General features: G+C 37.1%; 9 protein-coding genes. 8 read left to right on the top strand and 1 reads right to left on the bottom strand.

Going from position 1 to position 13,283, the window contains the following annotated elements; translation table 11 throughout:
* Nucleotides 1–421: 421 nt before the first annotated feature.
* Nucleotides 422–1,303: a LysR family transcriptional regulator gene (locus QF028_RS26410; protein WP_429470327.1), complete on the bottom strand. Its 882-nt coding sequence runs from the start codon at nucleotides 1,301–1,303 to the stop codon at nucleotides 422–424.
* Nucleotides 1,304–1,694: 391 nt separating this feature from the next.
* Between QF028_RS26410 and QF028_RS26405 the strand changes: the two genes are divergently transcribed.
* From QF028_RS26405 to QF028_RS26370, 8 genes are all read left to right on the top strand, one after another.
* Nucleotides 1,695–3,320, top strand: a complete 1,626-nt coding sequence (locus QF028_RS26405; protein ID WP_429470325.1) for a PucR family transcriptional regulator — start codon at nucleotides 1,695–1,697, stop codon at nucleotides 3,318–3,320.
* A 190-nt stretch (nucleotides 3,321–3,510) separates the two neighbouring features.
* Nucleotides 3,511–4,968: a CoA-acylating methylmalonate-semialdehyde dehydrogenase gene (locus QF028_RS26400; protein WP_429470323.1), complete on the top strand. Its 1,458-nt coding sequence runs from the start codon at nucleotides 3,511–3,513 to the stop codon at nucleotides 4,966–4,968.
* A gap of 45 nt (nucleotides 4,969–5,013) precedes the next feature.
* Entirely contained in the window at nucleotides 5,014–6,354 is a 1,341-nt protein-coding gene (locus QF028_RS26395) for an aspartate aminotransferase family protein (protein ID WP_429470321.1), read from the top strand.
* A gap of 548 nt (nucleotides 6,355–6,902) precedes the next feature.
* Entirely contained in the window at nucleotides 6,903–8,384 is a 1,482-nt protein-coding gene (locus QF028_RS26390) for an alanine/glycine:cation symporter family protein (RefSeq protein WP_429470319.1), read from the top strand.
* A gap of 287 nt (nucleotides 8,385–8,671) precedes the next feature.
* A complete protein-coding gene (locus tag QF028_RS26385; RefSeq protein WP_429470317.1) occupies nucleotides 8,672–10,192 on the top strand; it encodes an aldehyde dehydrogenase family protein in 1,521 nt (506 codons plus the stop codon).
* Nucleotides 10,193–10,228: 36 nt separating this feature from the next.
* Complete coding sequence (locus QF028_RS26380; RefSeq protein WP_429470316.1) at nucleotides 10,229–11,422, top strand: NAD(P)/FAD-dependent oxidoreductase; 1,194 nt, start codon at nucleotides 10,229–10,231, stop codon at nucleotides 11,420–11,422.
* Between the two features lie 53 nt (nucleotides 11,423–11,475).
* Nucleotides 11,476–12,402, top strand: a complete 927-nt coding sequence (dapA, locus tag QF028_RS26375) for a 4-hydroxy-tetrahydrodipicolinate synthase (protein ID WP_429470314.1) — start codon at nucleotides 11,476–11,478, stop codon at nucleotides 12,400–12,402.
* Nucleotides 12,403–12,474: 72 nt separating this feature from the next.
* A complete protein-coding gene (locus tag QF028_RS26370; protein WP_429470312.1) occupies nucleotides 12,475–13,269 on the top strand; it encodes an aspartate/glutamate racemase family protein in 795 nt (264 codons plus the stop codon).
* The last annotated feature ends 14 nt before the right edge of the window (nucleotides 13,270–13,283 follow it).

Genomic DNA, 13,283 nt, shown 5'->3' with positions numbered 1-13,283 from the left:
ATAGAAATTGGTTTAACCCAGAAAAATTATATTAGTTGATAAAAATGATCTATGTAACTATGTTATTTGATATGCTGGAAAGGAAGAAAATTACAATGTAAAAATATAAAAAGGTGGTTATAAGTATGTAAAATATTGGCGATATCAATTCCAATTAATTAAGGTTTTAATTGGTGTATAGCCTATTTCAATTGAGAAGGGCTTTATACATTATTACATCTAAATTTGTCCTCTGGTGTCCTCCTATTTGTCCTCCGATGTTTGATATCACATTTAAAAATAAGTACATTTTCCGACCAAAAGTGAAGTAGTCATGTAAATAATTTATATAATAGCAAAAACCACTTCCTATAATAAATAGGGAGTGGTTTTTGTTGTCAAAATTCACTTACTAGGACTTTTTAGATGACACGCTTTGATGTCAATAATCCAGTAAATTGTGCTCACTTAACCATGAGTGGACACAATCAATAAATTTTTTTGTGGCAGGAGACATATTGGGTTTTGTAGCCATACCTATAAAACGAAAAGATTCATTTTCTAAATTAAGAATACGAACGTTATTGGGGATATGAGATAAAGTCATTTCAGGTCGTATGCTGATACCTAAATTATTTTGTACCATAGCAATGATCGTTTGGTCATCTGATACCTCGAATTTCACATTTGGTTTTATATTGTTTTCTCTAAAAATTTGTTTTATCTCATTGTCCCAACCTTCTTTGGGCATAATCAAAGGTTCTTCTTGTATTTGTTTAAAGGAAATTTTATCTTGGGTATGAAGAGGGTGCTGATCTGATAGAATACAAAGCATCTTATCTTTTTTTAGTGGTAGAAATTCAAGTGATTTTGGTGTAGGTAAAGTAAGAAAACCACAGTCAATTACTCCGTTTGAAATCCATTGTTCTAAGGTAGAATAATCACCTTCAAATAATTTCACGACGATTCCTGAATGATCATCTTCAAATTGTTTTATAATATGGGGCAGCCATTGTGTAGCGACACTCGTAAATGTACCTATTCTCACTACACCCATTTCTAAACCGTTTATTGCTGCCGCCTCTTGCTTCATTCGATCATTTAAGATCAAGATTTCACGAATATATGCTAGCATACGTTCTCCATTACTTGTTAAAGAAATGCCTGATCGTCCTCGGGTGAGTAAAGAAAAGCCAAATTCAGTTTCAAGACTAGTAATGGCATGGCTGATACCGGATTGTGTTAAGTTTAACATTTCTCCCGCTTTTGTCAGACCCCCCGATTCAACTATAGCGTAAAAGACCTCAAATCGACTAATAGTCATCTTCTTCTCCTTTATGTATTAGTTTTTCTCATATACAACATTATAAACGTTCATTTTACTCATGCAAAGACTTTAAAGTATACTGAAAATAACTCAACTCACCCCAATGCAAATGGGATGTTACAGTGTTATACGTGGTGTGTCGAAAATCTAAGTCAGTTAAATTATAAGAAAGCGATACGAAAGAATAAGAAAAGACGTAAATGTTTTTTTAGAATAATTGAAAGCGCTTCAAATTTAAAAAGTTATCCACTATGTAACTTCTGTTTTCTAAATTGAAAGACTGAGTAAGAAAATAAATTAATCTAACAAAGAGTAATAGATTAGTCCATCCATTGTAATTAACAAGACGCTAAAGTTTGTCCAAAACCTAAATGGGAGGAAGTTGGCAATGAACTTTGAAGTTAAATTATCAGTGCACGAAATTTTACAGAATAAACATTTTGCTCATGCAAAAGTTATAGCGGGGAAAGTTGGACTTTTTCGGCTCGTCCGATGGGTTCATGTTCTGGAATTAACCTCTATCTCAAATCTCTTAAATGGAAATGAACTTATTCTTTCTACAGGGGTCGGATGGAATGGGGATAAAGATGCTTTGAGTTCATTAGTTCAACAGTCCATTGATTCCAATGCAGCCGGACTTTGCATTGAATTAGGACCGTATATATCTAAGATACCACAAGAAGTAATAGAATTAGCTGATATCCATGATTTTCCATTAATTGTTTTCTTCAAAGAAGTACGGTTTATTGATATTACACAAGAGATACATAGTCTCTTGATTAAAAAGCATTATCAAATCCTTTCTGATCTAGAAGAATATTCAAATAGGTTAAATCAAGTGCTTCTTTCCTCTAATCCTCAACAAAACATCTTGCAACTTTTACATGATCATTTAAAAATGACAGTATTTTATATTTCAAACCAAGGAAAAGTTCAAGTTATCTCTAAAAAAACACCAGATGAACAAGATAAAATGTTTCAACTTTTAAAAGATAATAAGATACCTTCACATATGAACGCTGCTCACCAATCTGTACAAGCCTTGAATCAGACTTTTGCAGATCTATTCATCATATCGGAATCGGAGGCCATTACGGAATTTGAATCTCTAGTTTTAGACCGTAGTGCCATAGCTTTAGCTCAAAGCCTTTTACGCGAATTATACATCGAAGAACAAAGGAAAGCTAAAGAAGTGGAATGGGTTAGTTGTTGGCTTGAAGGAGAGTATAGTAATGAACAAATTCATAGATACCTCTCCGAGCTTGAACCTAATCTCGAACCAAATGGATGTACTGTTTTGCTCTGTAAAGCCGACAATCTAGAAAAAATAATTTCAGAATTCACTTACTTAAAAGTATACTTTCGCTCTATTTTTGAACAACGAGGTATCTTCCTGTTATCTCATATACAAAAAAGTCAGATAATTTTTATACTTCTCAATAGTTCAAAAACCGATGATTTCAAGCGGAGGGTGCAAGAAGGAATAGATTGTTTGAAAAAATCCGAGTTTATAAAAAAACAGAAATTTTCCCAACTTGAATTTAGTGCCGGAAAATTTGTCAATAATTTAAGTCATGTAAAAAATAGCTATCATACAGCAAAAGAAACATTAAATATCCGAGAAAAAATGCCGAATGAACTAATTAGTTATTTTTATGAGGATTTATATATTTTTCGTCTTGTGTTAGCAGCTAACGAACAAGGAGTTCTTTATGAATTCATCTCCGATTATTTAGGATCTGTATTGTTGCATGATCAACAGAACAATGGAGAGTTATTAAAAACATTAAAAATATATTTGCAATGTAAGGGTGCCAAAAAAGAAACAGCTGAACAACTTCATATTGTTCGACAAACACTTTATCATCGACTTGACAAATTGTATGAATTAATTGGAAGGGACTTCATGGATCCATATAAGCGTCAAGCAATTGAAGTGGCGATTTCAGCATATGAATATACCTCTGCGTCTAAGACACCATATGAATATGCTTCTATACCTAAATCATCATAATCTACTGGAAACCCTCAATCTGGGTTTCTTTTTTCATATATGACAACTTGTAAATAGTTTCGTACCGCATCAATCATAATGTAGAAAAAAATTACGGAATATTTTACACATTGTCTAATGATAGGGGTTTTTATAATAAATATAATGAACTCAAAGGATTGTTATTCTTTCAAAAATAGGAGGTTTTACAATGGAGTTAGCACAAACTGTCCAAACATTAAAGAACTATATCGGTGGACAATGGGTAGAATCTACAAGTAAACAAATTGAAGAGGTACCGAACCCGGCAACAGGAGAAGTAATAGCTCGTGTACCGATTTCCACTCGGGAAGATTTAGATAACGCTGTTGCGATTGCTAAAGAAGCATTCAAAACATGGAGAAAGGTTGCAGTGCCCAGACGTGCTCGTATTCTATTCCGCTATCAACAACTATTAGTTGAAAACTGGAAGGAATTAGCAACGATCGTTACCCTAGAAAACGGAAAAAGTTATGAAGAAGCTTACGGTGAAGTCTTACGCGGGATTGAATGTGTTGAATTTGCTGCCGGTGTACCCACTTTAATGATGGGACAGCAGCTTCCGGATATTGCAACTGGTGTTGAATCGGGTATGTATCGTTACCCTATCGGAGTAATCGGGGGAATCACGCCGTTTAACTTTCCTATGATGGTTCCATGCTGGATGTTCCCACTCGCAATTGCATGTGGAAATACTTTTGTATTAAAACCATCTGAAAGAACACCGTTGTTGGCTAATCGTTTAGCTGAACTGTTTAAAGAAGCGGGTCTTCCAGATGGCGTATTAAATATTGTGCATGGTGCACATGACGTTGTTAATGGCATTCTTGATAATGACGATGTGAAGGCTGTATCCTTCGTTGGTTCTCAACCTGTGGCTGAGTATATATACAAAACAGCAGCTGCTAATGGCAAACGTGTACAAGCTCTTGCAGGAGCAAAAAATCACTCAATTGTAATGCCGGATGCTGATTTAGACAATGCGGTGAACAATATTATTGGTGCGGCATTTGGATCTGCGGGTGAACGCTGTATGGCAGCTTCCGTTGTCGTTGCAGTTGGAGAAGTTGCAGATGAATTAATAAGCCGACTTAAAAAAGCATCTGATGAAATTAAAATAGGAAACGGTATGGATGAAGGTGTATTCCTTGGACCAGTCATTCGTGAGTCACATAAAAAACGCACCATTAGTTATATTGAAATCGGTGAAAACGAGGGCGCTTCCCTCATTCGAGATGGAAGAAATGATGCAGAGAATGAGCAAGGATACTTTGTTGGACCGACAATCTTTGACCATGTGCGTCCTGAAATGAAAATATGGCAAGATGAAATTTTTGCCCCTGTGTTATCGATTGTTCGAGTGGAAGACTTAGAGGAAGCAATTGAACTTACAAATAAATCTGAGTTTGCAAATGGTGCATGCCTTTATACTGACAGTGCAAAAGCCATTCGTGAATTCCGTGATGAAATTGATGCGGGTATGCTTGGTGTTAATCTTGGAGTTCCTGCTCCTATGGCATTTTTCCCATTCTCCGGCTATAAGAAATCCTTCTATGGTGATCTTCATGCAAATGGAAAAGATGGAGTAGAATTCTATACTCGCAAGAAAATGCTTACGGCTCGTTATTAGAAAAGTGATGTAAAACCAAAAAAGGATAGAATGGGGTCGATAATTGTGCAAGCGACAGAAAAAACACAAAGTTTGCAAAAAACAGATGAAAAGTACCTATGGCACGCGATGAGAGGAGCAGATCCTAATCCATCCAATTTAATTATCACCAAAGCAGAAGGTGCATGGGTGACGGATATCGATGGTAATCGTTATTTAGACGGTATGTCCGGTCTTTGGTGCGTGAATGTTGGGTATGGCCGTAAAGAGCTTGCGAAAGCGGCTTATGAACAGCTTGAGGAAATGCCATATTTTCCTTTAACACAAAGTCATGTTCCTGCCATTAAATTAGCAGAAAAATTGAATGAATGGCTTGGTGACAATTACGTTATTTTCTTTTCGAATAGTGGATCGGAAGCGAACGAAACAGCGTTTAAAATTGCTCGTCAGTATCATCAACAAAAAGGGGATCATGGACGCTATAAGTTTATTTCACGCTATCGTGCTTACCACGGTAATTCAATGGGGGCTCTTGCAGCAACAGGTCAAGCACAACGGAAGTACAAATATGAACCATTAGGGCAAGGATTTCTACATGTAGCACCGCCTGACACGTACCGAAATCCAGATGATGTTCACACACTTGCAAGCGCTGATAAAATTGATCGTGTCATGACATGGGAGTTAAGTCAAACAATAGCTGGTGTGATTATGGAACCGATTATTACTGGAGGCGGAATTCTAATGCCTCCTGATGGATATATGGCAAAAGTAAAAGAAATTTGTGAAAAGCACGGTGCGTTGCTTATTTGTGATGAAGTGATATGCGGATTTGGCCGGACAGGGAAACCGTTCGGATTTATGAACTATGACGTCAAGCCAGATATCATTACAATGGCAAAAGGTATTACAAGTGCATATCTTCCGTTGTCTGCAACGGCAGTCAGAAGAGAGATTTACGAGGCTTATACAGGCAGTGAAGATTATGATCGCTTCCGCCATGTGAATACGTTTGGAGGAAATCCTGCTGCTTGCGCCCTAGCTTTGAAGAACCTAGAAATTATGGAAAATGAAAACCTCATTGAACGATCGAGAGAATTAGGTGAACGACTGTTACGTGAACTAGAGGAAATAAAGGAGCATCCAAACGTAGGGGATGTTCGCGGAAAAGGTCTTCTTTTAGGTATTGAATTAGTGGAAGATAAGCAAACAAAAGAGCCAGCTAGGATTGAAAAGATGAATAAAGTCATCAGTGTTTGTAAACAAAAAGGACTAATTATTGGTAAAAATGGGGACACCGTTGCGGGATATAATAATATTTTGCAACTTTCTCCTCCATTAAGCATTACAGAAGATGACTTTACTTTTATTGTTAGGACGTTAAAAGAAAGCATTTTTCAATTGTAGTTAATTACGTGAAACATATGCATCAAAACGATGGGGGCTGCCCCATCGTTTTTCATTTCTTAACATAATATTAATGTAAAATTAATAGATATCAATATTTAACACTGTGTCTAGTGTTCACTTTTTGAATATACATTATATTTAGATAAATGAAGTAACCACTTATCTACTGCATTTCGATTCGAAAGAAGAAACACCGATACATATCGTGATCGGATGGAATATAGGTGTTTTTTAGAGTCAGTCTTTTCATGCAGTATGAGCAGTTACAAATAGTGATATTTTTCTAACCTAACAACTAGATCGGAAAGTGCTTACAAAAGGGACAGGTGAAATTGAAATTTCATAATAGAATTGGAGGGGTGGTAAGGTTCTAGTTTTTAGATTTATTACAAATGATATTTTTTAAAGTAAAAATTAAATCACATATCTTTATTAAGACACAATGTTATAATCCTTTTTTAATATCGAATAATTTCTGAATATTACGTTCTTGGTTTTGAATATGAATACCCGTTAAAAGTTTATCATTGAACAGGGGGATTTCGATGAGTGAGATTATTAATTGGTTAAATGGTTATGTTTGGAGTTCAGTATTAGTTTATTTGATCCTAGGATTAGGGCTGATTTATACAATTCTCACACGTTTTGTACAAGTAAGGTTTTTTAAAGAGATGATAAAGCTAGTTTTTGAGGGCGGAGATTCAAAGGCTGGAGTAAAATCTTTTCAATCATTAGCTATGTCATTGGGAAGTAGAATTGGTGTCGGTAATGTAGCAGGGGTAGCTACAGCGATTTCATTAGGAGGACCAGGTGCAGTTTTCTGGATGTGGCTTGCAGCATTTTTCGGGAGTGCTATTTCGTTCGTCGAAATAACTCTTACTCAAGTATATAAAAGAAAAATTGATGGTGAGTACAGAGGGGGTACTCCTTATTATATTGAAAAAGGATTAAACCTAAGGTGGTTTGCCATTGTATCGGCAGTCATTACATTGGTTGTCATGAGTATTCTATGGCCAGGAGTACAAGCCAATACAGTTGCATTAGCGGTGCAAGACGCTTTTGGAATATCACCAACAATAACCGGAATCATCGTGGTGATTCTACTAGGAGCTATTATTTTTGGCGGTGTTAAGAGAATTGCAAAATTTGCTGAGATCATCGTTCCATTTATGGCACTTGGTTACGTCATCGTTTGCTTGATTACTCTTACTTTAAATTATGAAAACATCCCAAGTGTTATGTCCTTAATTTTTACTAGTGCTTTTAATTTAAATGCGACTTTTGGCGGATTAATGGGTTCAGCGATTGCTTGGGGAGTTCAAAGAGGAATTTATGCAACTGGAGCTGGTTTAGGTAGTGAAACGTTTGAATCTGGTGCCGCAGAGGTATCGCATCCAGCAAAACAAGGTTTAGTTCAATCACTTTCTGTTTACATTGATACCTTTTTGATCTGTACTTCAACGGCATTTATGATTCTAATTACAGGAATGTATGATGTGAAACCACAAGGGATGGAGCCTATTACGAATAAGCTTGGAGACGTAGCACCATCTCTTTATACACAGCTCGCGGTTGATTCTGTTTTTCCTAAATTTGGTGCACCTTTTCTTGCCCTTGCTCTGTTATTCTTCTGTTTTACAACACTTGTGTCTTATTATTATAAGGCAGAGACAAACCTTGCCTTTCTTAGACATAATTTAAGAATAAAATCAACTTGGACCAATCATGTATTGAAAGTTTTCTTACTGGCCACTGTCATATATGGTAGTGTTAAAACAGCTGATACAATGTGGGCGATCGGGGATTTAGGTACGGGGGCCATGGCTTGGGTAAACCTTACAGTTATTTTTCTCCTTACAAAGCCGGCATTAAAAGTATTAAAGGACTATGAGACTCAGAAAAAGGCAGGGAAAAATCCTGTATTTGATCCTGTAAAGCTAGGGATTAAAGGAGCAGACTTTTGGGAAAATGAATATCAGGAAATCAAACAAGATATACCAAAAGAAAGTAAGACTATATCAATGTAGAAGTAGTTCATAGAAAATGACATATTAAAATGAAGTTAATTTTGAACAGACGTTTCTTTGAAGCGAATCTGTTCTTTTTTTTGTGCATTATACTTCAAGATTCCAAATGAGAGGACAGTGTGACTATAAAAGACCGATTTCGTTCAAGCAGTGTCTAATAAATTAATAGATATATTTTACACACTGTCCAATGAAGAACATCAAGACCTGATGTATCTTTAAATCAGTTGATATTTACACAATTCTAAATTTTACAATTTGTATAATCCGATGAAGAGGTGATCGTAATGATTTTGGAAAAAGCAGATATTGAATCCGTATTAATTAGCAATAATACTACTCAAAAAATGTATATAAATGGTGAGTGGGTATTAAGTGAATCCAATCAAACAAGAGAAATTATTAATCCTGCCAATGGAGAGGTAATTGGAACCGTAACTGAGGGATCAGTAGAGGATGCTAAAAAGGCAATTGAAGCTGCACGAAAGGCATTTTATGTTAATGGGTGGATGAATAGCAAAGCCAGACAACGTGCGGAACTTCTTCTTCAAGTATCTAATAAATTAGAAGAAAGAAAAGAAGAATTTGCTTATTTGGATACATTGAACAATGGAAAAACATTAAGAGAATCTTTGGGTGACGTTGAAGATGCTGTAAACCAATTACGTTATTATGCAGGTTTAGCAACAAAACCACATGGTCAGACCTATGATGTTCCGGATGACATCCAGGCAATGGTTGTCCGTGAACCAATCGGTGTTGTGGGGTTGATTGTTCCCTGGAACTATCCGTTAGTAATGGCCAACCAAAAAATTGCTGCTGCCCTTGCTGCAGGTTGTACCGTGGTTGTGAAACCAGCACAACAAACACCACTTTCTGTCATTCGTTTGTTTGAAATCATTGATGAAGTAGGCTTTCCGCCTGGTGTTGTTAACCTAGTGTTGGGGGCTGGAAGTAAGGTTGGGGCAGAATTAGTATCGAATCCTGATGTCGATAAAATCTCCTTTACCGGTGGTACGGATACAGGAATTAAGTTAATGAAATCAGCAGCGGATACAGTGAAAAAGATTAGCTTAGAACTAGGCGGTAAATCTCCTAATATCGTCTTTGCGGATGCAGAATTCGAAACAGCCGTTGATTATGCCTTATATGCCATTTTTGCTAATCAAGGGCAAGTGTGTTCCGCAGGATCACGTTTATTGCTAGAGGAAAGTCTATATGAAAAGTTTGTGCCTGAATTAGTGAAACGTGCCAAGATGATCAAAGTTGGTCCAGGTTGGGAAGAGGGTATTGAAATGGGACCACTAGTTTCAGAGGATCATATGAATACTGTGCTTGACTATATTGAGATTGGTAAAAATGAAGGTGCTACCTTGGTATGCGGTGGCAATCGCTTGGTCGAGGGAGATTTAGGAAAGGGTTATTTTGTTGAGCCGACTATCTTTGGAGGTACAACCCCTAATATGAGAATTGTTCAGGAAGAGATTTTTGGCCCGGTTTTAGTGATCCAAACCTTTAAAACAGAAGAGGAAGCCATTGAGTTAGCGAATGGTACAGTTTTTGGTTTGGCTGGTGCTGTGTTCACGAATGACGGTGCGAAAGCACAACGTGTGATTCGCCAATTACGTGCAGGGATTACATGGATCAATACGTATCATCCAACGTTTAATGAAGCGCCTTGGGGCGGGTACAAGCAAAGTGGAATCGGCAGAGATTTGGGAACGTATGGTTTTGAAGAGTATTTAGAAACGAAGCAAATCAACATCAATCTTAAAGTGGAACCATCCGGTTTTTTTAAAGGCAATTAATAGTGAGAATCCATATTTTCTTAGAGGGGATTACAAATGAGAAGTTTTGATGTAATTGTCATTGGAGCTGGTGTGATCGGATCTAGCGTAGCATATCATTTGGTAAAAAAGGGACTTGAGGTTGCATTAATTGAAAAAGGCGGTGTTGCATCCGGTACTTCCAGCAGATGTGACGCAGTTGCCTTAATTTGTGATAAAAAGCCTGGGATTGATACGGAAATAGGCTATGCAAGTATTCAGCTTTTTAAACAATTGGCGAAGGAATTTTCAGTGGATTTTGATTTTTCTTCAAGAGGAAGTTTATATGTTTGTGAAACAGAAAAAGAGCTTGAAATTGCCAGGGATTATGTCTCTCAACAAGCTAAAGATGGTTATGATATGCGCATGGTTGATAGGAATGAATTGCAGGAAATTGAACCCTATTTAGCCGATGATTTAGCCGGAGGGATATGGACAGAAGTAGATTCCTCCATGAACCCGTATAAATTATGTTATGCGTTTGTTGAAGAAGGAAAAAAGCTAGGTTTGAAAGTTTATGACTATCATGCTGTTCAGAATGTTGCCTTGGATGACCAAGGAAGAGTTGAAAGCGTAGTAACGGATCGAGGCACCTTTAAAACAAAAAGGATCGTTAATTGTGCCGGTGTATGGTCACCTAAAATAGCAGAAATGGTTGGAGTTCACATACCGATTAAACCAAGAAAAGGCATGGTCTTAATCTCTGAGAAAACACCACTTAAAGTGGCTAGTCAAAAGGTTCATGAATTCGGATATATGTTATCTAAATTTGAAGATATTCATTTTAAAAGAAATGTTAGTGAATTAGTTGAAAGACATAATGTAGCTTTTACGATTGAGCCTACGGATGCAAATAACTATTTAGTAGGAGGTCATCGGGCCTTCAGAGGGTTTGACATTCGTTCAGAAATCGAAGTGATGCGTGCAATAGCAGAGAGAGCGATCCGCTTTTTACCTATTTTAAAGGAACTTAACTGCATAAGAGCCTATGCAGGAGTAAGGCCTTGGGTGGAAGACCACCTTCCGATTGTATCGGAAGTTGAAGAAGTGCCAGGGTTCTATATGGCCAGTGGACATGAAGGAGATGGAATTAGTATGTCTCCTATCACTGGAAGAATGGTAGCCCAACTTATTACAGGTGAGCCGACAGATTTTAATATTGATAAACTGAATTATTCTAGATACAAGAAAAAACAAGCTGTTAATATCTAAACTAATGCATGTAAATAAAAATTAAAATAATAGTTTATTAATAGGAGGAATGTATGATGAGTATTGCGCCAAAAGGAATTTTTGTACCATTAATAACTCCATTCAATGATGATGAAACCATTGATTTTCAGTCTTATAAGAAAGTAATCGACTTTCAAATTGGAAATGGAGTCCATGGTCTTCTGGTTGGAGGCACAACAGGAGAATACCATGTTATGTCAATAGAGGAACGTAAAAGTTTAATCAAGGCTGGCTGTGAATATGCCGCAGGAAGAGTACCTGTTATGGCAGGTGTTGGATGCTCTACTGCTAAGGAGACAATCGAACTTGCCAATTATGCGGCAGAATGTGGCGCTAAATGGGGACTGGTTCTGCCTCCTTATTATCATAAAACAAGTGAAGAAGGAATTTATGAATTTTTCAAGGAAGTAGCTGCAAAATCAAATGTAGGAATCGTCATTTACAATTATCCGGGAGCAACCAGCGTGTGCCTTTCTCCTGAAATGATTTATGAGTTGAGCCAGGAGGAAAACATTGTAAGTGTCAAGGAATCCGCAGATTTTGGTCATCTATGTCAGGTTTTAACTTTAACAAGGGATGTCGATAACTTTACTGTATTTACCGGTGAAGAACACTTTATCCTTCCTACTTTCTCCATTGGAGGACAGGGTGCTTTTGGAATCCTCGTCAATTTGCTTCCTAAGGAACTTGTCGAGCTTTACGAACTGGCCGTTGAGAAGAAAGATTTACAAGCTGCACGTGATTTGAATGCGAAATTATCAGGTATTTATGGCCTAATGGAGGCGGAAGGCAACCCATATCCAGGCCCGGTTAAAGCAGGCATGGACTTGATCGGAATGAAAGGCGGCAAAGTAAGAAAGCCTTTAACACAGCCGACTGATGAAATAAAAACAAAGATTCAAGAAGAACTAGTTAAGCTAGGATATGAAATTGAATCGTTAGATAAATCTTTGGTGTAGGTCCAAAGAAAAGAGATAACAAGGTTTAGAGAATACAAATGTATTCTCTAAACCTATATGGAGGGGTCATCATTGAACACAAAAGCATTAATCGATGAACGGGAATATGGTTATTTAGGTAAAGAAAAAGAGAGCAGTATTATCACTATGAAAAAAGGCCAGTATGTAGCAGGATATTCTGTTGGAATCCTTTATTTAGATGAATGCTGGTACCCTGTTTTACCCGGAAATGTTGCAAATCTATCTACATATGACTTTCCGGTAAGGCTAAAAGTTGTGCCAAATTGCAATCAGGAAAGAATCCATGTCGGTGATCCCACGTTACTGGATGATATTATCAAAGCGGCAAAAGAATTTGAGGCAGAAGGAGCACGTGCTATCTGCGCAGCATGCGGGTTCTTTGGCAATTTTCAAGATAAAGTGGCGGCGGCAGTTGATATTCCGGTTTATCTTTCAAGTGTCGTTCAAGTACCTTGGATCAAAACAGGCTTAAAACCTAGTCATAAAATTGGAATGTTGACAGCGGATGCGCATGGAATTACCCCAAACTTATTTAAAAGCTGCGGGATAAGTGATCCAAGTAGTGTAGTAGTAAGAGATTTAGGCAGATTGCCTGAATTCTCAGCCATCATCGAGAGCAGAGGATCTTTCGATAACGAAAAGGTGAGAAAAGAAGTAGTAGAGGCAGCTGTCAATATGGTAAACGAAAATCCCGATATTGGTGCGATTCTACTAGAATGCAGTGATTTACCTCCGTATGCAGCTGATATTCAAAGAGCCGTTAAACTTCCGGTATTTGATTTCATTACCATGATCAAATGGGCGCATTTTGCTACTAGTCAAAAACCATATTATGGTTTTATCTAAAAAAATTAGAAAAC

The organism is Neobacillus sp. B4I6 (assembly GCF_050434045.1).
Classification (GTDB): domain Bacteria; phylum Bacillota; class Bacilli; order Bacillales; family Cytobacillaceae; genus Neobacillus.
This window is presented reverse-complemented; position numbering and strand designations above follow the sequence as displayed.